The organism is Affinundibacterium fentianense (genome assembly GCF_018139545.1).
GTDB classification, from domain to species: Bacteria; Pseudomonadota; Gammaproteobacteria; order Burkholderiales; family Burkholderiaceae_D; genus Undibacterium; species Undibacterium fentianense.
Genome location: NZ_JAGSPJ010000002.1, coordinates 527,287 through 548,932 on the forward strand (window position 1 = coordinate 527,287; position 21,646 = coordinate 548,932).

General features: G+C 45.9%; 21 protein-coding genes. 3 read left to right on the plus strand and 18 right to left on the minus strand.

Going from position 1 to position 21,646, the window contains the following annotated elements; genetic code table 11:
- Window positions 1-162 precede the first annotated feature (162 nt).
- The 14 genes from KDM90_RS07015 to KDM90_RS07080 all read right to left on the minus strand — a co-directional run bounded on the left by KDM90_RS07015 (window position 163) and on the right by KDM90_RS07080 (window position 14,385).
- The gene (locus tag KDM90_RS07015) at window positions 163-723 is read right to left on the minus strand and encodes a hypothetical protein (RefSeq protein WP_212674864.1); all 561 of its coding nucleotides are present in this window, start codon (window positions 721-723) and stop codon (window positions 163-165) included.
- Between the two features lie 132 nt (window positions 724-855).
- The gene (locus KDM90_RS07020; RefSeq protein WP_212674865.1) at window positions 856-1,245 is read right to left on the minus strand and encodes a VOC family protein; all 390 of its coding nucleotides are present in this window, start codon (window positions 1,243-1,245) and stop codon (window positions 856-858) included.
- An 8-nt stretch (window positions 1,246-1,253) separates the two neighbouring features.
- Entirely contained in the window at window positions 1,254-1,805 is a 552-nt protein-coding gene (locus KDM90_RS07025; RefSeq protein ID WP_212674866.1) for a DUF5946 family protein, read from the minus strand.
- A 69-nt stretch (window positions 1,806-1,874) separates the two neighbouring features.
- Complete coding sequence (locus KDM90_RS07030; protein ID WP_212674867.1) at window positions 1,875-2,426, minus strand: cob(I)yrinic acid a,c-diamide adenosyltransferase; 552 nt, start codon at window positions 2,424-2,426, stop codon at window positions 1,875-1,877.
- A gap of 171 nt (window positions 2,427-2,597) precedes the next feature.
- Window positions 2,598-3,998 carry a sensor histidine kinase gene (locus tag KDM90_RS07035; RefSeq protein ID WP_212674868.1) on the minus strand — a complete coding sequence of 467 codons (1,401 nt, stop codon included), beginning with the start codon at window positions 3,996-3,998 and terminating at the stop codon, window positions 2,598-2,600.
- A 100-nt stretch (window positions 3,999-4,098) separates the two neighbouring features.
- On the minus strand, window positions 4,099-5,445 hold the full coding sequence (locus tag KDM90_RS07040) for a sigma-54-dependent transcriptional regulator (RefSeq protein WP_212674869.1): 1,347 nt from the start codon (window positions 5,443-5,445) through the stop codon (window positions 4,099-4,101).
- Between the two features lie 126 nt (window positions 5,446-5,571).
- Window positions 5,572-6,822: an ABC transporter permease gene (locus KDM90_RS07045; protein WP_212674870.1), complete on the minus strand. Its 1,251-nt coding sequence runs from the start codon at window positions 6,820-6,822 to the stop codon at window positions 5,572-5,574.
- Between the two features lie 23 nt (window positions 6,823-6,845).
- Window positions 6,846-8,159: an ABC transporter permease gene (locus KDM90_RS07050; RefSeq protein ID WP_212674871.1), complete on the minus strand. Its 1,314-nt coding sequence runs from the start codon at window positions 8,157-8,159 to the stop codon at window positions 6,846-6,848.
- A 27-nt stretch (window positions 8,160-8,186) separates the two neighbouring features.
- A complete protein-coding gene (locus KDM90_RS07055) occupies window positions 8,187-8,915 on the minus strand; it encodes an ABC transporter ATP-binding protein (protein WP_212674872.1) in 729 nt (242 codons plus the stop codon).
- Between the two features lie 41 nt (window positions 8,916-8,956).
- Window positions 8,957-10,225, minus strand: a complete 1,269-nt coding sequence (locus KDM90_RS07060; RefSeq protein WP_212674873.1) for an efflux RND transporter periplasmic adaptor subunit — start codon at window positions 10,223-10,225, stop codon at window positions 8,957-8,959.
- Between the two features lie 171 nt (window positions 10,226-10,396).
- Window positions 10,397-10,744 carry a DMT family transporter gene (locus KDM90_RS07065; RefSeq protein WP_212674874.1) on the minus strand — a complete coding sequence of 116 codons (348 nt, stop codon included), beginning with the start codon at window positions 10,742-10,744 and terminating at the stop codon, window positions 10,397-10,399.
- Between the two features lies 1 nt (window position 10,745).
- A complete protein-coding gene (locus KDM90_RS07070) occupies window positions 10,746-11,744 on the minus strand; it encodes a glycosyltransferase family 2 protein (RefSeq protein WP_212674875.1) in 999 nt (332 codons plus the stop codon).
- A 34-nt stretch (window positions 11,745-11,778) separates the two neighbouring features.
- Entirely contained in the window at window positions 11,779-13,911 is a 2,133-nt protein-coding gene (locus KDM90_RS07075) for a DUF6311 domain-containing protein (RefSeq protein ID WP_212674876.1), read from the minus strand.
- 15 nt (window positions 13,912-13,926) lie between these two features.
- The gene (locus tag KDM90_RS07080) at window positions 13,927-14,385 is read right to left on the minus strand and encodes an Lrp/AsnC family transcriptional regulator (RefSeq protein WP_212674877.1); all 459 of its coding nucleotides are present in this window, start codon (window positions 14,383-14,385) and stop codon (window positions 13,927-13,929) included.
- Window positions 14,386-14,527: 142 nt separating this feature from the next.
- Between KDM90_RS07080 and lysA the strand changes: the two genes are divergently transcribed.
- Window positions 14,528-15,769 carry a diaminopimelate decarboxylase gene (gene lysA, locus KDM90_RS07085; RefSeq protein WP_212675046.1) on the plus strand — a complete coding sequence of 414 codons (1,242 nt, stop codon included), beginning with the start codon at window positions 14,528-14,530 and terminating at the stop codon, window positions 15,767-15,769.
- Window positions 15,770-16,143: 374 nt separating this feature from the next.
- A complete protein-coding gene (locus tag KDM90_RS07090; protein ID WP_212674878.1) occupies window positions 16,144-16,947 on the plus strand; it encodes a MipA/OmpV family protein in 804 nt (267 codons plus the stop codon).
- Between the two features lie 97 nt (window positions 16,948-17,044).
- On the opposite strand, the gene KDM90_RS07095 is transcribed toward KDM90_RS07090, so the two are convergent.
- Window positions 17,045-17,635: a 2OG-Fe(II) oxygenase gene (locus tag KDM90_RS07095; protein ID WP_212674879.1), complete on the minus strand. Its 591-nt coding sequence runs from the start codon at window positions 17,633-17,635 to the stop codon at window positions 17,045-17,047.
- 60 nt (window positions 17,636-17,695) lie between these two features.
- Window positions 17,696-18,463, minus strand: a complete 768-nt coding sequence (locus tag KDM90_RS07100) for a phytanoyl-CoA dioxygenase family protein (RefSeq protein WP_212674880.1) — start codon at window positions 18,461-18,463, stop codon at window positions 17,696-17,698.
- A gap of 146 nt (window positions 18,464-18,609) precedes the next feature.
- Here KDM90_RS07100 and KDM90_RS07105 point away from each other — a divergent pair, with 146 nt between their 5' ends.
- Complete coding sequence (locus KDM90_RS07105; protein WP_212674881.1) at window positions 18,610-19,254, plus strand: YcbK family protein; 645 nt, start codon at window positions 18,610-18,612, stop codon at window positions 19,252-19,254.
- A 21-nt stretch (window positions 19,255-19,275) separates the two neighbouring features.
- Here KDM90_RS07105 and KDM90_RS07110 read toward each other — a convergent pair whose 3' ends face one another.
- Together KDM90_RS07110 and KDM90_RS07115 are read right to left on the minus strand one after the other, a co-directional pair.
- A complete protein-coding gene (locus KDM90_RS07110) occupies window positions 19,276-19,551 on the minus strand; it encodes a hypothetical protein (RefSeq protein ID WP_212674882.1) in 276 nt (91 codons plus the stop codon).
- A 220-nt stretch (window positions 19,552-19,771) separates the two neighbouring features.
- Window positions 19,772-21,607: a DUF885 domain-containing protein gene (locus tag KDM90_RS07115; RefSeq protein ID WP_230409656.1), complete on the minus strand. Its 1,836-nt coding sequence runs from the start codon at window positions 21,605-21,607 to the stop codon at window positions 19,772-19,774.
- Between the last annotated feature and the right edge of the window lie 39 nt (window positions 21,608-21,646).

Consider the following 21,646-nt stretch of genomic DNA (forward strand, 5'->3'; position numbering starts at 1 on the left):
ACGTGAGTGAAATAAACGAGTGAACTAGATCAATAGAGAAACAAAACCTCACTACTTCGACCTAGCCCGAAAGCAGCTAGTGCCGACCGTCACTATTGCCGACAGATTTCTCTGCACAATAAAATATATTGTTCTCAAAGCCGACTATTCAAGAGCAAGGGGCTAAGTCGATTTAAAACTTTGAAGTGAGCGCCGCGTGAACGCAATTATCAATAACGCGCAAGCTAAACAAATCATTAAAATGGATACCACCCAAACGGATCCCATTTTTTCTTCCGACATGCTCATGTCGGCTGCAACCGTCTGATCTAGGTTCAATATAATTTTGTCACCGACACGTAAACTCCAAATTCTTGTCAGTCCGGTCTTTGGCGAGCCTTTTAAAAGGCCTAATTGCACGCGTTCAAAACGCTTCAAACTAAGCAAGGCCACCTTACTTTCTTCTGGCAACAAATGATCCCATCCTCGCACTGTTGCTAACCAATTTGCTTGAGAAGCCTGCTCCGACAACAATTCAAGTTGCAAATAACGCGCTGGATATCGAGCATGCTTAGGTTCTATCACCTCTGGAGCTTGACTCAAAGTCCAAGACTGCAATTCAATTTGTTCGTTTGCCACCCGTTCTGGTGCATTGATCATACGCGCAACGAGCAAACCCACAAAGGCAATCAGCAATAAGCTAAGGGCCGCTGATTGCACTCCTAATTTCTGTGGCAAATACATGAAGAAAGAGCTCCTTTTTCAATGTGAATTCTTAGCATTATCAAACATGGTTAGAGGCAACAAAGCAGCATAAAATTCACGAATATTGCGAATCACAACAAAATAATTGGGAGTTCAATCGATCAGTAAAATCTATGCGTCACCTTGCACGAAGGCCAGGTAATAACCATTGCAATCTCGAATCGCAAACTCTCGGGTTCCGTAGGGCATATCCTGCAAAGTCCAAGCGATGTTGACATGCTCCTTTACCGCTCGGAAATAATCGTCGATGTCGTCAATTGTCAAGTAAATTGTGCCAGATAGTTGCGGCGCTGTTCGCCACAAGTCCTGCGATGTGAACAAAATATGGCTGGCTGATTTAGAGGTAATTTGCGAACCACCACCAAAGCTGTCTGTGGCACGTCCTTTAATTGCACGAAAACTTGAGGTATTTAAATCAACAACGTCGAAGCCCAAAATCTCAGAATAAAAACGACGTGTTTGCTCTAGATCCGTACAAAATAACAAGACCGATAAACTCATCGTTTTAACTAAAGTTTTTGCAATTCAGGATGAAATTTTTGAATAAACTGATGCGCTATGTCGGCAGCAATAGCATGTCCTTCAGGAAGGGCGGTGTAGACTTCATAGGCCCAGCGCCAAACTAAATCAATGTAGTCCTCATCGTCTTGACTCGCATCGATATCGGTGACCGTGATTTTAGGACGATTTTGTGAAGAAATTGGCCGTATATATTCCTGTTCTCGTCCAATTTTGTAGGTATCGACAACTTCACTTAACATGCTTGAATAGTCATAGCACCATTGCACGTGTTGCACCAAAATCAGATGCAAACGAGCCAAATGAAAATGATTATTCCAGCGTCCGTGAATTTCCATGTGTGTCAAAGCATGCGCATCAACACATAAGAAAATAGTCATTTTTTCTATACCCACCGCATGTGAGACTTTGTGGGTTAAGTGTCCGGCAGTTTCAACACATTCAGTCAAGCCGTGCAAGGTCTCTGCACCGCACAGCTGGCAAAGACCATCCTCGAGAACCTCCAGCTCATTTTTCGCCGCCTGCTCTAACCACTTTTGCATAGTCCACCTCCAATGCGCTGACACACGCTAAAACTGCACGTCCATCATAAAACACGCGACGAAATTAAACTAGCGTTGTCGCTCTTTTTCCCACAACACATCAGACCCGCCCGCAAAACGGTTCAACACTCGCGACAATACGAACAACAAATCCGACAACCGATTCATATATTGGCGAGGCGCTTCGTTGATCTGCTCTGCTTTGCCGACACTAACGATCGCTCGCTCAGCCCGTCGGCAAACAGTTCTGCAGACATGTGCCATCGATGCTGCGCGCGAACCGCCGGGTAAAATAAAATCTTTTAGAGGCGGTAAATCAGCGTTGTACTTCGCCAGCAATGCATCAAGACGTAGTACTTGAGCTTCAGTAATCATCGTGTATCCAGGAATACACAGTTCGCCGCCCATATCAAACAGGTCATGTTGAATCGAAAGCAATTCCTGTTGCATTTCGGCGGGGATTTCTTCGCAAATTAACGCGCCGATATGTGAGTTCAATTCATCCACATCGCCCATCGCATGCACTCGTAATGCATCCTTATCAATGCGACTGCCATCACCTAGGCCAGTTGTGCCCGCATCCCCTGTTCGTGTGGCAATTTTCGAAAGTCTGTTACCCATAGCATTCACTTTAAATTCGGTAAAAAGCAAAGGATACGCGAAATTTCTAACAGCGCGGGCATGTCCATGCCCCAATTAGGGGATTGGCATAGCGAACCCATTCTCACTGCAATTCCCACAGACAATCAAATTCGTACTAATTTCCTCTCGATGCAGTATTGAATACAGTATCTAAACTGGAAGAATCAGACTTACAGTCAGACCACCACTGTCACGATTATTGAGACTTATCCGACCTCCGTGTGCTTCGATAATCTCACGAGCCAAAGCAAGTCCAAGGCCAGTTCCATGACGTTTGGTTGAATAAAAAGGCACTAGGGCATTCGACATTACGGTATCACTCATTCCACTCCCCGCGTCGCTGACTTCAATCTTCAGTCCATCAAAGATGGGCTTCACCTCCAAACTAATGGCGGCAGGATCGGATCCCGACTCCAAGGCATTTTTCAGCAAATTAAGTAAGGCCTGCTCCATTTGCGCTAGATCAAACGCAACCTCCGCCTCTGGCAACTTACCGACAACTTGAAATTGCATCTGAGACTGCAAACGGCCAAGAAAATCTTGCCAACTCGTCGTCTCGTAGCGCGGTGTCGGCAATTTGGCAAATCGGGCATAGCCGTGAATAAAGCTCTCCAAATGTTGTGCTCGCTCTTCTATTGTCTTCATGATTTCAGGCAATCGTTCGTACTGGCCTCGCTGTATCAGAGCGGTAGCAGAATTCGCAAGAGACGCAACAGGTGCTAAGGAGTTATTCAATTCATGGCTAATCACACGAATGACTTTTTTCCAGGTCTGCACCTCTTGTCGGCGCAATTCAACTGTCAAATGCCGAATCAAAAAAAGTTCGTGTTCGGTGCCATTCAATATGAACACACGTCGAGACAAATGATAGATGTCATCTTCACCATCATGCTCCTCGACATTGTCATCTTGATTTTGCTTGATCTGCGCAGTAAATAAGCCGTCACCGCCCTGCGCAATCGCCTCCCGCAATGAATCTGACACTTGTCGAAGTATCTGCTCAAGCGTATTTCCTTCTAATTTTTTGCCATGATTAAGCAATTGTCTGGCATTGATATTGGCAAAAACGATGTGCCCACGCACACCAACCAGAAACATCGCCACCGGTGAATTTTGTAACATGCTGTCTAATAGCAATTCCCGTTGCACCAAATCGAGTCGCTGTGACCGCAATACTTCACCCAATGCATTATGCGCATCAACCAATTCCGCTAACTCGTCATTCCGCGACCAATTCAAACCAAAAGAAAAATCTCGGTCTTGATAACTGAGTACCGTCCCGCTCATTGCACGAAATAATTCAAGAATAGGGGCGAGTTGCGCGTGTAAAAGAATCACACCAATCGGTGTCAGCACCAACAAGATTGCCAAGGCAATGAACCAAATAAGATCAGGAAAGAAATGGCTCAACGCCACAACGCTGGCTAAACCTGACAACAATAAGCCTGCCAGCAACAAACCAAAGCGTGCCAACAAAGGAATACGGACGCCTCTCTGATTTTTGATATCGGATGGAGATGTGGAAATTGTAGGAATAGTGGGATTGTTCATAAACTAGCCGTTGCTTGCTTGGATTATGCGAATAAAACACGGATATTTCTTACCAGCGAGGGCTGTCATCTTCAATACAGAAACGAAAATTTAACTCCGTTTACGAAGGGGACGAACGAGAAATATTCAATCTTTCCATGCGACGGTAAAGTGCCTGACGACTCAAACCCAAGTCCGATGCGGCCTGTGCGACAACGCCCTTGGCATGTATTAATGCCTGCTCAATTGCTTCTTTGTCGGGCTCGCCGTCTGCACTGCCCAAGACCAAGGATTGCTGTGGCAAACCCAAATCACTCGCTTGGATTTCATCGGCTGGAGCGAGCAAGCAAGCGCGCTGCATCGCATTTTTTAATTCACGGACATTTCCTGGCCAAGAGTGGTTCAGTAAACTCGCAATTGCCGCTTGGCTAAAGGACTTACTTTCATCTTTAAAGGCATGCGCAAGTGGCAAAATATCATCAGGTCTCTCGGATAAAGGTGGCAAATTCAATTGAATCACATTGAGCCGATAAAACAAATCTTCTCGAAATTTTCCCTGTTTGATCATACTCGCTAAATCGGCATTCGTGGCACTCAACACCCTTACTTTCACCTGCCGCTCTTTGTTCGATCCAAGTCGTTCAAATCGTCCTGTTTCCAAGACGCGCAAGAGTTTCACCTGTCCAGCCAACGGCAGATTACCGATCTCGTCAAGAAATAAAGTGCCGCCATCGGCCGCTTCAAATTTTCCTTCGCGCGCTTTACTCGCGCCTGTGTATGCTCCAGCTTCCGCACCAAATAATTCTGCTTCGATCAATTCAGCAGGAATCGCTCCACAATTCAATACAACAAACGGGCCGTCTTTGACCTTCGAATTCGCTTGAATAATCGCTGCAATACGCTCTTTGCCCGCGCCATTTGGTCCCGTGATCAAAACTGATACATCCGATTTAGCGACCTGACACGCCATTCCCAGTACCCGTTCGGTTGCCATATCTTCCCAAACATAACCAAGTAAATCATAGCGCGCTTCGAGCTCACGTTTTTGCTGCTTTTCACGCCGTACTTTGTTTTGTAGACTACGATTTGCCTGTCCCAATTCAATCAGATTTTTCACTGTTGCAATCAGCTTTTGATCATTCCAAGGCTTAGCTAAATAATCGGCGGCACCCGCCTTAATCAAATCCACGGCGGCATCCAAATGCGTCCACGCAGTCAAGAGAATGACCGGCAAATCTGGATGCGCGCTGCGAATTTTCTGAAACAACTCCACACCTTCAGCACCGGATGTAGTGTCTTCACTAAAGTTCATGTCTTGAATCACCAAATCGATGACTTGTTTCTGCAGAATCTGCAATCCCTGCTGTGGTGATTGTGCGGTCACACTTCGGATATCGTGCAAAGACAAGAGAACGTCGAGCGCGATCGCTATGCTAGGATTGTCATCAATAATTAAAACTGTAGGCATGGAGAATCACTGTTTTCGTTTGTATCGATCGTTTCGTTCTGATAATTCGGTTTGTTCCGCGAAGAGGGACATTAGCGAGCATGTCAGTTGACTTCACCACGCTGGAACAAACACCAAACAAGGATATTACACTACACCACGGGTCGCAGTGGCAGGTGAGATACTAGCGGCACGCCACGCGGGAGCATACACGGCAAATATCCCCAAAATCCAGAAAATAAAAGGCGCAATGAACAAATAACTCAGTGGCAATTTACTCAACTCAAATTGACTTACCAATACTTGATTCAGGCCAAGTGCCAGCGCTGTTCCCACCACAATACCGCTGCTCGTGATCAAACAATTCTCTGTAAAAAAATATACCAGTATATGTATACGGCTTGCACCCAGAGCGCGGCGAATACCAATTTGCTTTTGGCGCTGCGCAACCCACAATGAACTCATTCCGACTATGCCTGATGCGGTCACGACAATCAGCAAAAGACTGACCGTTAACAACATCCAAGCCAATCCTTTTTCACTACGATAGCGGTCAATCCGCATGTCTTCCATCGTCAAACTTTTAACATTCACGGGTGTGGTAGAAGCCTTACGAAGTGCTTCCTCGACTTCCTTGATCACGCGATCACGTTGACCTGGTTCCGTTCTAACCGCGTAACCAAAATAGGGATCATTCGTCAAACGAACCGGCGAAAGTAGCGAATACTCGCCGCTTTCATCACTTTGCGCACCGGAAGTTTGCAAGCGTTCAACCACCCCAACTATCCTCAGAGACTGTGCCCCCTCTCCAGTTCCTTGAAAAAATTCCTTACCAACAAATTGACTTTCACCTGGAAATAATTTCTCCGCCAATGCTTTTGAAATAATCGCAGTCTTGGGAAAATCACGTGAGGCATTAACATCAATTTCCATAAAGTCTTCAGGTTTGAAATCACTTCCTTCTACCAATCGCAAACCCCATGTTTGAATCAAAGAATCCGGCGAGAAAAACATTCCCGCAGTCGCTGTGCTATTTGTCTGACGTCGATCTGCTGCCATTCCGCTATTACTACCGGACCGCGAAACAGGAAAAGAATTGACCCGCGCAACCGACACCACGCCAGGAACCGCGCGAATCGTTGCAGCCTCACGTTTTTGCATCGCAATTTGATCTTCATGCCCTCCCATCTTTTGATTGCTGATATTGACGCGAAAGCTATTGAGCTCTTCTGCAATTCCACTCGGGCGATTTGCCGCATCCAAACGCAAGTTGACAACATACAAGGCATTCACCAGCATCGCTAAACTGAGTGCAACTTGAATCGCAACCAGTAAAGGTCCTGTTTTATTGCGTAACATCGCCGAAAGGATAGGACGAACTTCGAATAGTGTTTTCATGAAATTTCCTTATTGATTTTTGCTTATTGAAGTTTCAATTGAATCGCTGGAGTCACTTGGCAAGCGCGCCAAGTTGGTAATAGGCCAGCTAAGATTGCGGCCCCAACCGACATTAAGAATGTCAGGCCCAACATTTGCCAATCCATGTGGGCGACTGCTGCTAACGCTCTCGATTGCATCGCAATTAACTGCAAAGCGCCTAACGCAAGAACGACTCCAACAATCGCGCCGACTAGACCCACGACGGCAGCTTCAATCAGAAATTGTGAAAAAATCTCACGACGCGATGCGCCCAAAGCGCGACGCACACCGACTTCAGAAGCACGCACTGAAAATTTCGCCAGCAACAAACCTATTGTATTCACCAAGCAGAGCAGCAAAAATCCAAACGCCAACCATGCTGAAATTTTACTGTCATCACCAATCAACTTACGTTCGATCAACCATTCTCGAACATTAAAGATGCGATTCGGGGCGTGACGTGGAAACCGACCGAGTTTTTGCTGTTCACTGACATAGTTATCCAAGTAACTTTGCAATTCCTGACGTTGCGACGCCGACTTCAATTCAAACCAAAAGTGGAACCAAGTACACTCAGAATCCAATAAAGCTTGCCAACCAGGTTCGCGCGAACTCGAACAACTCATACTTCCAGAATGGGGAGTCTCACGGCGAATTGCATTACTCAAAGGAATAATAAATTCATCCTCATTTGAAAATGCTCCAGAACGCCCATTGTAGATAAAGAATCGAGGTTGTGACTTCCAGTCATTCATCACGCCAACGACGGTGTAATCACCATTCATCATGCGTACGCGCTGTCCGACCGGATTGACATTGCCAAATATTTTTTCTGCCATCTTTCGATTGAGAACCACCACATCTGCAGCCGCGTTATCTTCACTCGCTTGCCAAGCTTGTCCATATAAAAATGGGACATCTAACATAGCAAAAAAGTCCGCACTCGCGGCAATTCCATCCATTGCCATGGCACCAAGCTCTTTACGTGCTGGCTCAACAATGGCATTGATCCCGTACATCCCTGCTCGGCGCTCTCCTTGCTTACTCTTAAGCAGCGCTTGCACATCTTTATAAGTTAATTGATGGTCGACATAACCTTGTCCGGGTACATAGCCTTCTTTTGGATTCACATCGACGGTAAGGCTGAGTAAGCGGTCGCTCTTTTGGGGAATAGGGTCGCCAGACATGACATGCAAGATGGTCAATGTCGAGACACTGGCGGCAACGCCAATTGCCAAAATAAGTACCATCAGCGCAGTCAACGCTGGGTTACGCCGTAGACTTTTCACGCCAAGCATAAAGTAATACTGAAACATTGGAAATCTCCTCGTCTACCGCACTGATTAGGCAATGTGTAAATTGCTTGGGCTTGCATTATGATCAACGACCAAACTGGGCGATTTACGCACCAAGTCTGAAACCTGACCATCGATAATATGAACATTTCGTTGTGAACGTAATGCCAATTCTGGATCATGTGTGACCATCAAAATCGTTGTGCCCCGCGCGTTAATTTCTTCTAACAATTCCATCACACTGCGTGCCATCTGAGTATCGAGATTACCTGTTGGTTCGTCTGCCAACAACAGGCGAGGTGAACCAGCTAAAGCGCGCGCAATCGCAACCCTTTGTTGCTGACCTCCCGACAATTCGGCAGGATAATGTTTCATTCTGGAAGACAATCCGACTTGCGCCAATGCGTCCTCAATCCTTTCTTTCCGCTCTTTCGAAGCTAATCCGCGATAACGTAAAGGTACATCGACGTTATCAAATAAATTAAGATCAGGAATTAAGTTAAATCCTTGAAAGATAAATCCTAATTTTTCGTTGCGTAATCGCGTCCTTGCATTGTCATCCATGCCAGTCACATCCACGCCATCCAAAATATACTCGCCACCGGTGTAGTCTTCGAGTAAGCCCGCGATATTTAGAAAGGTCGTTTTACCGGAGCCAGATGGTCCGGTGACAGTAACAAACTCCCCCTGCTTGACATGAATTTCAAATCCGCGCAAAGCGTGCGTTTCTATCATGTGAGTTCGATATACCTTACTGAGATTTTTCATGTGCAACATACGATGTCCTTTGTCCTTTTCGTTTTTTCCGAGATTGGAAATTAGTTATTTAATGTGATTCTCTCTGCGTTTTCGAACTGATCTGTTCCTGCGACAACAACCTTCTCACCCAGCTTCAAGCCATCCACAATCTCTACAGCTGAAATGCTGGTTGCCCCCAATTTAAATGACCGGCGGATCGCAACATTGTTTTCGACAACATAGACAAATCGACCGCCTTCGCTCTCCACAAAAGGCCCTCGACTTAACATCAGAACATTGGTTTTTTCCTCGATTAGCAAGCGTGCAGAAACGCGCTGACTCTGACGCAAACCTACAGGCTGGGCACCATCAAATCGAACACGTGCCAGCACTTGATTTTTCACCACTTCGGGCGAAAGCGCCGACAATTTTCCGCGTGCTGTGATGCCATTGATCGTGATCTCGGCTGCCATTCCCAATCCTAAATCGGCGACGTAAGTTTCAGGAATTTCGAGTTCAACCTCAAGTTGAGACAAGTCGACCAAAGTCATCAGCGCTGTATTCGCCGCCACCACGCTGCGGTTCGCAACAGAGAGCGTTCCGACCATGCCATCGACTGGAGCTTTCAGTCGCAACTCTTCGACTTTACGTTTGGCATCATCACGGACGAGTCGTTGTTGTTCAAGTTGGGCAACTTTAGTTTTCAAACTCAGATCAACATCTTCGCCTTCGAGCTGTGTCGCTGCGGCCGCATGCTTTGCCCGAATTTCCGCCGTCTTCAACGCATCTTGCGCTTTGGCATAATCAATTTTTGAGATGACCCCAGTTGGGCCCGCAATCTCATAACGCTCAAAAGTTCGTGCAGCAGTGATGCGTTCAATTTCCGCTTGATCGGCATCTCGCTGCGCAATCAATTTTTGTTTACGAGCCAAAATACGTTGACGCGAGACTTCCGCTTCGAGTTGATCATAAATCGCTTGTTCACGCTTTAGTAAATTGCTGAGATCAGGAGACTCAAGTTCGGCCACGACATCACCTTTCTTGACCATATCGCCCGCTTTGACCTTGAGTGTTACCGTGCTCGATGCGGTGGAAAATAAAGTAGGACTAATTGCCGCCACCATACGACCATTGACAGCGACGTCGCGTACCAAAGTACCCCGTGTGACCTGCGCAATTTTTATACGCGCACTATGAATAGATTTACTATTTCCGGCATATGCCCGCACCAAAGCAACGCAGGCAATCAAAAAAGCACCCGCCACAAGGCAGCCAAGGATGAGTTTTTTACGCCGCCACACTGGGACTTGTGCGATCACGGCATCTTGTCCTGAAGTATCTCGAATCATGCTATTTCCTACTGAAGAATGGGTATGAATACCTAGTCTTTAGCAGGAACCGTGCCATCAAAATAACTTCTCGCAAGTATTTGATTTTAAAGAAATTTACAAACGATAGGGATTTTTTTACTCGTCCGAAAAGGCGTAGACGGACGGTGACGGACAGAACGCGAACATGCTCTATGGTGTAGATCGAGCTAAAATGAAAATTCCAATTACGATCACCAATATCCCTAGCATTTTTTGCATATCTAGTGTTTCGTGCAAAATCCAAACACTCGCCAAAGTGATGCCGATAAAAGTCATGCCTGCCATCAATGGTGAGGCAATACTTAATGCAGATTGCGATAATACTTGTAGCGTCAAAAGAAAGCTCAATCCATACAAAATGACGCTTGTGATCAAATGCCAACTCAAAAAACTGGCCATTTCACGAAATTGCACACCTCCCTGACTAGCCAACTTCATCAATACCTGCGCGGAAACATTACATAACACAGCGCAAAGTGCAATCAACCAAAGTTTCAATTTATTCCCCTTTCGCGTCTGATATTTTGGCTTCAAGACCAATTGTCGTGTTTTTAATCGTCATATCTTCCTGAATCAAATAAGTCGGCCGCCCTTTTACTTCATCATACAGTCGCGCTAAATAGTGCCCAATCACACCTAAACTAAGCAAAATAGCGCCCCCCATAATAATGATCAAAAGATTGACGGTCGTAAAACCGTCCATCGCCTTTCCTTCTATCTTTTGTACTAAGCTTATGCTGCCAATTACTATCCCAAAGAGCAGCGTAAATACGCCAAGGTAGGTAACCCATTTAAGTGGCAAACTAGAAAAACTCGTGATGTTGTCGACGGCATATCGAATTAATTTCCATCGGTTCCATTTGCTGTCACTGCCATCAGGTCGATCGGCGACTTCGAAGGGCAATTGTGCGCACGGAAAATTTGCCCAGGAAATCAATCCTCTGAAAAAACGTTGCCGCTCTGGCAAAGCCAACAAAGTTTGTACAACTTTTCGATCCATCAATTTGAAGTCAGAATGTCCCCGAAGATCGAGACCGGACATCGTTTTAAAGACCGCATAAAACGCTTTCGCAAATAATTTTTGCGCCAAACTTTCACGTGCCCGTTGCGCCTTTACAGCATGTACGACGAAAATCCCGCTTTCCCACAATCGCACCATCGGCGCGATTAACTCGGGGGGATGCTGAAGATCGCCATCAATAACCACAATCGCGTCGCCCACTGCGGACTCCAATCCAGCAAGTATCGCGGCCTCTTTACCAAAATTCCGCGTGAACCTAACAAAACGTAAGCGAGGCTCCTGTTGTTGCATATTAAGAAGAACAGCGGCTGTTTGATCAACGGACCCATCATCAACAGCAATCAGTTCAATCGCATAACGCGATTCAACACCTCGATTTAAGAGCGCAGAATCAAGCACCGACAGAATCTGTGGAATACTCGTCTGTATCATCTGCGCTTCGTTGTACACAGGAATAACAATACTAATTGTTTTCATAGTCAATTTTTCGTGATCTCAAAACGGGTCAATGTCATTGTTCTACAAGACGCAATTTTTTCAGATGTAAAGCATGCAAATCCAACTTCCCTTGGGCATGATAAAAGGTCCGTAATTCCAAGGTTTGATTCGCAGTACCGGCGTCGATCGAGAATGGGGCAGAAACACGAGTTCGTTGTCCATTCGATCCTGACAATTTCCCCGTGGCTAAGCGACGTCCGCCTTCTGGTACATCGGCAAGATTCACCCAAACCTCCCAATCCGCTTGCACCGTTTCATCTGAAAGATCACCAACATAGTCCAATACGAATTCATATGTACCCTGCAACACTTGTGCATAGGGTCCAAAACTCAAAATACCTGCTTGTCGATTACTGGTTAAAATTTCCACTCCATTCACTTGTGTTTGCACTCCGACTTGTGTTCCCAATTGCGTTGGAGACCACTGTATTGTATCGATCGGTCCGATAAAAGTCTCGCCCAAGCCATGCTCACGCAATTTCTTTACACGATCCAAGGTACTGCAGACAAGATATCGTTCCCACTTCAAACACTGTCCCTGCTCTATGCTTTGAACAAAACCATTCGGCGCTTTTAGGATATCTTTGAGTGGCATGACATAGATCGCATCGGCCATAAAGGCGCGTTCAAAGAAATCGCGATTTTTCTTGCAATCGACTTGATCGCGTGCAATATATCCAGTATCGATTTTCTTCTGATTCCGCGCTGCTAGACGTTGGAAGAACCACACCATATCTTCATTGTTTGTGCCACAAGAGAATGCAGGATAGACATGGAGTATCTCAATTCCTCTTAGTGGCGCTTCCCAAGCCTCCAGATCTGACTTACTTGATTCGGAAGCGATATTCGTCAGGCGCTGACTAAAATCACGCGTATCAATGAATTGCAGCCCACATGCCAAGATAAGGAGTCCGACTCGGTAGCGATTGAGTCGCTGCATCATGCCTGCTAAAACGAGAAATAGGACAGTGTACGCGACCACCCAAAAAAAACGTCCACTGCTACGGAAAGTGTCGGTGATTTTTCGCAATACGTTTGGCACCGTGTATTCAAACAGCAGTGTGTCGTTCCAAAATACACGATTTGCGCAGGCGTAAATACTTAAACAAAGCAAGAAAAAAAGGAACCATCTGTAATCCCAACACAAGGCTTTGAGATTGGCTCTCGCAAAAAACAAGCTAAACGGTAACAGGAAGAATACGCCCAAACCCAAATAATTCAATCCTTCATATTGCCCACGTGTCGGATCGGAAAAATGATAGGCGGCAAATTGATGTGCTTGCTCGTTCGCAGCACAGGAATAAAAATGACTACCGCAAAATGGCGCACTCAAATTCATCGAGTATTCGCCAAAACCAAAACTCGTCGTGTGTTGTCCGCCATAACCTAAAACGTAGAAAATGACAGCAAATACGACTAAGGATAATAGGAAAAACCATAGCCCATTCCGCCATTCACGATGAAGAATCATCTCTTCAAGGATGTTGAACATTAATAAGCTAAATAGCATTGCAAAAAAATACGGATGGATTAGCAATCCCAATACGCTCAAACTGAGCAGATAGATATGGGCACGATGCACAGATAATTCTGCTTGGCGTTTCTGAAAATAAACAGCGAGCCCGAACAAGATCAGGCACTGCGTCATCAAAGCTGTATGCCCAAAACGCCACATCAAGGCAGGCCATAGACAGGCAAAGAAGGCGGCAACCGCTGACGCAAAAACCGAGCGTGCGCCTAAACTACGAATCAAGACACTGGCACCCAAACCTTGCCCAATAAAAGCCAAGATATGCCACAGGGCGATGTAATGAAATTGTACTGGTAACCATGAGGCAAATGGTTTCAACAAGAGCGCAGCGAGGGGGATGCTGTCCATAAAAGCAATATTGACGCCGTCTGGACTATTTATGCGAGTTGTCTTTAGGAGCGGGAAACGCCACTCATCTTGGGCAAAAAATTGCCAGCCAGCGATGTGTTGGGACGCGTCGATTTTTTCAAAAAAACCTCCTTGACCAGTCCAAAATTGGAAAGGAAATAGGACAAGCAAAATCATGAGGGCTACAAATAGCCCAACTAGCTTTGTCGCTTGCGGACTATGTTGATGACTCGTAGTCCACTTTGCCATTTGTTGAATCGTATTCATATTGTCGCGCTCTCGTCAGACCTTATCATCAGCTTGCGGTACCGCAATCACTTTACCGGCCACATGAGTGGTCAAAACAATTGCCGTCGAGGTGGAACCAAATGCATTCAATTCATTGATGATACGTTGCAGATGCTCGACATCAGTGGCCAATACCTTCATGACTGCACCATCTTCGCCCGTCACCGTGTAGCAATCAATAATCTCTGGGCATGCAGCAACATATTGCGCATAGGGTCGTCCCTGCTGGGTTGAAACTCTGATCATCGCTGTGATGTCGTAACCCAAGGCTTTAGGATTCACTTCCGCACGATAGCCGCGAATAATTTGCTGACTCTCTAAGCGTTTTATCCGCTCCGACACGGCGGGCTGACTAAGATGCACTTGCCGTCCGATCTCTGCATGCGACATGCGAGCATCTTCTTGCAATAATTGCAGGATTTTTCGGTCAAATTGATCGATTCTTTGATTCATAAGCAAAACCCTCAAATTTCATACAATTTCATGGCAAAAGCACGCTTTAGCCTTTCAATCACCATTCTATTTCCGCATTGTACGCGCTACAGTCATGCATCTCCAAACCATGTCAACACCGAACAACCTAGGAACGACCAAGATGCAGAATGCTATCCAAGCACAACAAATACATACTATTGTGCAAAATTACCAAACACCTTGCTGGGCGTATGATGCGACGCGGATTCGTCAACAGATCAATCTGCTACGTCAATTTGATGTGATTCGATTTGCTCAAAAATCTTGCAGTAACATTCATATCCTGCGCTTAATGCGTGAGGAAGGCGTATTGGTCGACTCCGTCTCGTTAGGGGAAGTGGAACGCGCCCTCATTGCTGGGTTTGATCCTTCCGTCGATGCGCACCACGCACCGATCGTCTTTACTGCCGATTTGCTAGATCGTCAAACGCTGAATCGTGTCGTCGAATTGACTATTCCCGTCAATTGCGGCTCTCCTCAGATGCTCGAACAATTAGGGCAGATCCACCCAGGTCATCCTGTTTGGTTACGTATCAATCCAGGTTTTGGGCATGGTCATAGCCGCAAAACCAACACAGGTGGAGAACAAAGTAAGCACGGGATCTGGCATGAGGAATTACCGCAAGCCTACGCGCTGATTCAACAGTACGGCCTCAAGCTCGTTGGCCTTCACATGCATATTGGATCAGGGGTTGACTACGATCATTTACAAAGCGTGTGCGATGCCATGATTGCACAAGTCAAGGCATGTCCTTTTGATCTCACGTCCATCTCAATCGGTGGGGGATTATCTATCCCTTATCAAGCCGATGAGCCCGAGGTCGATACCACCCACTACTTCGAAATGTGGAACCTAGCCCGTCAACAAATCGAACGGCATCTCGGACACAAGGTCAGCATGGAAATCGAACCCGGCCGCTTTTTAGTGGCACAGTCAGGGATATTGATTTCAGAGTTGCGAGCACAAAAACAGGTCGGTTCGAATTTTTTCCTCTTCGTCGATGCTGGATTTAATGATTTGGTTCGCCCTTCGATGTATGGCAGCTTTCATCGTATCAGTGCGCACACAGCAGACGGACAATTACGTGGTGGTGCGACAAGACCGAGCGTTGTTGCAGGTCCTCTATGTGAATCCGGAGACGTATTTACGCAGGAAGAAGGCGGAGTCGTAACCCACCAAAATTTACCCGTATGTGAAGTGGGTGATCTTATCGTCTTTCATGATGCGGGGGCATATGGTGCCAGCATGTCGTCAAATTACAATTCCCGTCCATTGATACCCGAGGTGTTGGTCGACGGCGATACGATGCAATTGATAAGACGGCGACAAACCATACAAGAGTTAATTGCACTTGAGCAATAAGTGATGGTGATCTGCTTTTGTCGCAGCGCCAAAAGGAAACCGCTAGCCAAAACTGGACTGCGCTGAAGACCAACATGGTGGGTGAGTTTAGCTCCCAACTCACCCCCATTTTTTCGACTACCGCAAGATTGCAATGTAGCGCCGAGTCCGTCAAACAAATTAGGCGTGTAACCCTAAAACGAGAGTCATTAGTGCATCAATTCATGTGGGAATTTGAGCATCTGGCGACATACTGAATTTCATTCATCGCATTTTCACTGTTTTTATATCTAGTGTTTTTTATACTTTCGAGCACCTACTAAAACTCGGCACGTTGATGCTGGTTTTTAGATCAGGTATTTCATTTTAAACACACGAGATACAGGAAAATAAAGATGCAAACTCTAATGCAAATACGTTTGATCGCAACCAGCCTTTTATTCGGATCACTTTGCTTACCAGCCATGGCGCAAATGTCTGGGCCGGTACAACTGCATGCCGCTGCTCCTGGCAGCGATGGTGGTCAAACAGGTGTAGCTGTCTTGTCGATACCCGACTACCAAGGTGCAAAAACTTCACGCACACTCCTTGTTCCATTGATCGATTATCAATGGGCAAATGGTTGGTTTGCAGGCGTCTCCAACGGCGTTGGTTATAATTTCGGAACCAGCCCACAACTCGACTATGGACTTCGTCTAACCGCCAACTTGGGACGTCGCGAAAAGCGCTCATTGCGACTGCGCGGGATGGGCGACATTAAAGAGAGCGCTGAAATTGGCAGTTTCTTCAATTGGCATTTCAATTCAGAAATCGGGATCAGCCAAACTATTCAATTTGGCGCGGGCAACACACATCGTGGTGCAAGCATGAATATCGCGGCGCACTTTAATAAAACAGTGGGCAATCATTTGCGGGCAGGAGCGAGTCTCGGCGCGGTCTACGCAAATGAAGACAGCATGCGTAATTTTTTTGGAGTTGATGCCTTGCAGGCGGCACGTAGCCACCTGCCGCAGTTTCGAGCGAGAGCTGGTCTACAACAAACCTATGTATCGGCGTTTGTGAATTACACCTTAGACGAACGCTCTGCACTCAGCCTCATCGTTAGCAGTGAACTCTTAGCGGGCGATGCAAAATCGAGTCCACTCACACAAATCGCGCGCACCAACACGATCGTCGGTGCGTGGACTTATCACTTTTAAGTACTTGGCAATCACTTTACCTATTCAACAAAATTGCACCAACAGGGTCGGGTTCACCCGCCCTGCAAAGATTCTCAGACAAAGCTTGTGAACCTGCTTAATTAGCGACCGACAAATCAGCAGGGGCCAGCTTAACAACCAACACGATCCGCAGCCCCTCAAATTCTTTAGAAAGCGGTCGCGGTGCATGCAAGCTATCTGCAGGAAAGCTCAATATACGGTTTCCCTTGGGTAAAACAGACGCGACAATTTCTTTGTCTTTGTTAAATATAACAGTCTCGCCCCCCCATTCGGGTTTCCATTCATGATTTAAATAGAGAACGCAAGTTTGTTCTCCTGGTCTATCTGTATCGGTATGCGGCCACCCATCAGTCCCATAGGTATGGGCATTCATATAAAAGCGCAAGATTTTTGTGCCAGCCGGTGCCAAATGTTGCAGAAAAAAATCGAGATATTTCGCAAAGATGGGCAAAGGATGCGCACGCACTTTATCGGAAACGTCTAGGACATTTTTTTTACCACCATGACCTATCTCATAGTGCCAATAGCGCGAATGCGGATTGGATGGAGTATTCCATCCAAACGACCAACCAATTTTCGGCAAGGTTGTATACAGCTCACTCAATATCTCGACCGGAACAGCATTGTGAATTAATTGAATTTGGCCAAATTGAAGATGGTTTTGCATATTTTTTTAACTGGGGATATTTCGCTAAGAAATAAATTATTCGGTATCGTATGGCGAGGATCAAATCACAATTTCAGGCTTACTCGCAGAACGCGAATGAGGAATGGGTTCGTTATCCAAAGCACGATAAGTGAAAACCATAGAGAATTTGGTTTGAGTCGTTTGATTGCATCCAGCAGCATGAAATAAGTTACTTGAAAAGAGCAATACATCGCCTTGTTTTAGAGGCACGGTAACCGCCGTTTCGAGCAAGGATTGATTCGTAACATGGTCAGCACGTAAGAATTGCGCTGAGTCTAGTTGTGCCGATTCAATCTGCCATCGATGTGAGCCAGGTAGCACTAACAGACATCCATTTTCGACTTTTTCATCACGTAAAGCCAGCCAAACGCTGATCAACTCGGGGCGTTGAAAATGCCAGTAACGACTGTCCCTATGCCAGCCTGTCAGGCTCGAAAATCGCGCTTGTTTCGTCATGATGCAATTATGGTGTACCTGCGACATTCGAACGTTTTGTCCCAATAATTGCTTTAAATTGTCCGCCAGATCTTTCTGCGTCGCCCATTCTGCAATCAATTCAGCACGTGAATAGGCCTGCAACAAACGACGAGCCGTTTGCCCCCCTTCTGCATCGCGCGAAGCTGGTGCACCTGGATAGCGAGTATCTGCCTCATATTCAATTGGTTGGACAATGCCATCCAATTCAGACTGGGCAAACGACAATAGCCGATCACATAATTCAGGAGTCGTAAATTGTGGCAAAACCAAATAGCCTTGGCGTTTAAATTCTTCAAGTTGAGCGAAATTCAGCATAGGGTAGATGTCCATTTTCGTGATTCCGCATTATAGTGCGAAGCAGATTCTTCCATGCCCGAAAATCCGAACGAAGGGATTAAAAAAAGTAAAAACTTTGTACACTCAATGATGTACTTAGACGTTAAAATTTCCTGTCTTTAATTTTGTATCGAGTCGCTATGACCACCCGTCGCCATTTTCTTCGTCGATCCCTTCTATTGACTGCATCTGGGCTAATGCTCGGTACTCGTTCCGGTTTGCTATTGGCACAAGATGGTGAATCCAAAACGAGCAAACTCAGCCCACCACCCGATCTATTTGATGCACAAGTCTTGGATGTCGATTTTTGGCTAAAACCACGTACTTTAGATGTGATTCGTCCAGCAAGTGGAGAGCGTGTAAAACTCTTGTACTGGAAAGATGGTGATATGATTGATTCTGCGTATCAGCAATTCTGTCATATTCTACGTGACGTGAACGGTAGAAAGACTGCGCCGATCGACCCCAAATTATTAGAGACCTTATGGGCAACGCAAGCATTCATCGCGCGATTTGGCATGACCAAGCCTTTAGAAATTTTGTCTGGATATCGCACACCAGAATCAAACCAACGACTGCGTGAGGAAGGCATTCCCGCTGCACGAAAATCCCTACATTTAGAAGGCAGGGCTGCCGATATTCGTATCGGCGATTTACATGAAGAAGTCCTTGGGGAATTAATTCAAAGTTTCAAGCAAGGTGGTGTAGGTTTCTACTACCGCGCAAGCAGCAAAGGCGGTTGGATACATACGGACACCGGATTACAACGTAGTTGGAAAGGTTAATTCGCTTACCGCATCGGTGACTTAACGTTTTTTACGTGAGCGATCCGCGGACTCACGTAAAATTGTAAAGTTCCAATCATGCTCATTGGTCACGCCATTATGGACAGTAATAATACGAAACAATTCCGGCTCTGACTTCAAGCGTTGACCTGTCGCTTCTAACTTCAGTTCCAGATTGTTTTTATCATAGACATCGAGCTCAACCAGCGAACCATCAATCGCCGCAGGTGACAATAGTGAGGCGATGGTTTTCGGCGTGTATTCCAACATATACACAGGCATGGCAAAGGCACCCATCGCAACTCCTTGTTAAACTTGAGATACTCCGATTCTACTCGCCCCAATTCCGCTGTGGCAATGTATTTCCAAATTAGAAAAACAAAACGGGTGGCAAAACCACAGTGCTTCGCCACCCGTACTCTATTCCCCACTCACAGAATCTAGCCACTCAAGTTGCGCTCACCTTCCACTCAATTGTGCGGAAGGCAAACCAGCCTCAGACGCCGGATGCCAAAGCCTATTTTTTCGTGGCGACCCAGTCCTTAATCCGCGTTTCCAAAATATCAAGAGGCAAAGCACCTGCGCCTAAAATCTCATCATGAAACTCTTTGAGACTAAATTTCGCTCCTAATGCCTTATTCGCGTAGTCACGCAACTCGAGAATCTTTAGTTGGCCAATTTTGTATCCTAATGCTTGCCCAGGCCAAACTATGTACCGATCAGTCTCGCTTTGTATTTCCACTTCCTCGATACCGGAATGGTTACGGAAAAAATCAACAACTTGTTGCCTATCCCATTTTTTGTAGTGCAATCCGGTGTCAACGACTAGGCGAATTGCTCGGAGCATTTCATCTTGTAGGTGACCATAAAAGCTGTAAGGATCTTGAAAAAAACCTAATTCCTGGCCCAAGCGCTCGGAATACAATGCCCAACCTTCTACATAGGCATTATTTCCGCCTTGCTGTCGATATGCAGGCAATCCTTCCAATTCTTGGGCAATGGCGATTTGCATATGGTGGCCAGGCACGCCTTCATGTAACGCCGTCGTTTCAATCGACAAAGTCATCCGATTTGCAAAATCCCCCGTATTCACCATCACATGACCCGGACGCGAACCGTCCGCGGCACCAGGATTGTACGAAGCGCCTGCTGCCTCTTTTTCGCGGAACTCTTCTACCGCCATGATCTTGACCTTGGCTTTTGGTAAACGACCAAATAGTTCGGGAATTTTGGCATACATCTGATCTGTGTACTTGCTATACAAATCCAAAATTTCTTGACGAGACTTTGGATGAAGTGCCGGATTTTTTTCCATCGAAGCATTGAATGTCTTCAAATCAGCAAAGCCAAGTTTCTTCGCGACTTCAAGCATTTGCGCCTCTATCCTAGCAACTTCGCGCAAACCAATTTGATGGATTTCTTCGGCCGACTTATTAGTTGTGGTTTGTGTTTTCACTTGCAATTTATAGCGAGCTGCACCGTCAGGTAGTGACCACATCCCGACATGCGGGCGACCATGTGGCGCATATTCTGAGCGAACAAAATTAGCAAAATTTTGATAGGCTGGGATGACTTTGTCTTTTATTGCAGCAAGCACACTTGCCTTTAAGCGATGCTGATCTGCAGCAGAAATATCCGCTGGGAATTCGCTTACTGGTTTTGCAAATGGCGACGCATCCATGCTCATCGCAACAATATCTTCACATTGACGCGCGATCTTTGGCAGCAAGAATTGTGGTGGCATGATTTTATTCTTTACCCCCAAACGCATCTGTACCATCGTTTGCTCGAATAACACGGGCAATTTGTTCAATCGGCTAATGTAATCCTCGTAGTCCTTGACGGACTTAAAGCTCAACATCGTGACTAACTCAGGTGCATCCAGATGAATGCCTGAATTTTGCAGTACGGGCATTTGCCAGCCCTTAAATCGTGCTCCCTCAATTTCTTCTTGCAGCTGTCTGACCATCAAGTCTTTGTTCAACTTCTGCTGTACATTGAAACCGCTCGTATCGATTGCATGAAAGCGCTGAAGGAATTCGCGAGTCTTTTTTAAATTTGCATCGATGGCAGCTTGGGAAAAATCTCTCAATTGATCGTTATAGCGCTTGTCCCCCAGCATAGATGCATATTCAGGATTAGTTCGTAGACTATATTCCCATTGTTCATTCAAAAGAGCGTCTAATTGTTTAAGACGTACTTCCAGCGATGATGAATTAACCAAAGTATGGTGCTTCGCTGGCGTTTTACCCTTGAGTGGCGCATCTACTTGCGCAGAGACAAACTGTGGAGCACTCAACAAACCGAGTGCGATCATTAAGCTAGCTAACTTATTTTGCGCAGAAAATTTCATCCTATTTTTATCTCCATTGTTTTTTAATATCTGATTCCA

Coding starts and splice junctions, on each gene's coding strand:
- KDM90_RS07080 (WP_212674877.1), bottom strand. CDS start 14,385: ATGAATCAAAGAATCGATCAATTTGACCGAAAAATCCTGCAATTATTG.
- KDM90_RS07090 (WP_212674878.1), top strand. CDS start 16,144: ATGCAAACTCTAATGCAAATACGTTTGATCGCAACCAGCCTTTTATTC.
- KDM90_RS07040 (WP_212674869.1), bottom strand. CDS start 5,445: ATGCCTACAGTTTTAATTATTGATGACAATCCTAGCATAGCGATCGCG.
- KDM90_RS07070 (WP_212674875.1), bottom strand. CDS start 11,744: ATGAAAACAATTAGTATTGTTATTCCTGTGTACAACGAAGCGCAGATG.
- KDM90_RS07030 (WP_212674867.1), bottom strand. CDS start 2,426: ATGGGTAACAGACTTTCGAAAATTGCCACACGAACAGGGGATGCGGGC.
- KDM90_RS07035 (WP_212674868.1), bottom strand. CDS start 3,998: ATGAACAATCCCACTATTCCTACAATTTCCACATCTCCATCCGATATC.
- KDM90_RS07110 (WP_212674882.1), bottom strand. CDS start 19,551: ATGGGTGCCTTTGCCATGCCTGTGTATATGTTGGAATACACGCCGAAA.
- KDM90_RS07075 (WP_212674876.1), bottom strand. CDS start 13,911: ATGAATACGATTCAACAAATGGCAAAGTGGACTACGAGTCATCAACAT.
- KDM90_RS07105 (WP_212674881.1), top strand. CDS start 18,610: ATGACCACCCGTCGCCATTTTCTTCGTCGATCCCTTCTATTGACTGCA.
- KDM90_RS07045 (WP_212674870.1), bottom strand. CDS start 6,822: ATGAAAACACTATTCGAAGTTCGTCCTATCCTTTCGGCGATGTTACGC.
- KDM90_RS07095 (WP_212674879.1), bottom strand. CDS start 17,635: ATGCAAAACCATCTTCAATTTGGCCAAATTCAATTAATTCACAATGCT.
- KDM90_RS07025 (WP_212674866.1), bottom strand. CDS start 1,805: ATGCAAAAGTGGTTAGAGCAGGCGGCGAAAAATGAGCTGGAGGTTCTC.
- KDM90_RS07060 (WP_212674873.1), bottom strand. CDS start 10,225: ATGATTCGAGATACTTCAGGACAAGATGCCGTGATCGCACAAGTCCCA.
- KDM90_RS07020 (WP_212674865.1), bottom strand. CDS start 1,245: ATGAGTTTATCGGTCTTGTTATTTTGTACGGATCTAGAGCAAACACGT.
- lysA (WP_212675046.1), top strand. CDS start 14,528: ATGCAGAATGCTATCCAAGCACAACAAATACATACTATTGTGCAAAAT.
- KDM90_RS07100 (WP_212674880.1), bottom strand. CDS start 18,463: ATGGACATCTACCCTATGCTGAATTTCGCTCAACTTGAAGAATTTAAA.
- KDM90_RS07015 (WP_212674864.1), bottom strand. CDS start 723: ATGTATTTGCCACAGAAATTAGGAGTGCAATCAGCGGCCCTTAGCTTA.
- KDM90_RS07050 (WP_212674871.1), bottom strand. CDS start 8,159: ATGTTTCAGTATTACTTTATGCTTGGCGTGAAAAGTCTACGGCGTAAC.
- KDM90_RS07115 (WP_230409656.1), bottom strand. CDS start 21,607: ATGAAATTTTCTGCGCAAAATAAGTTAGCTAGCTTAATGATCGCACTC.
- KDM90_RS07055 (WP_212674872.1), bottom strand. CDS start 8,915: ATGTTGCACATGAAAAATCTCAGTAAGGTATATCGAACTCACATGATA.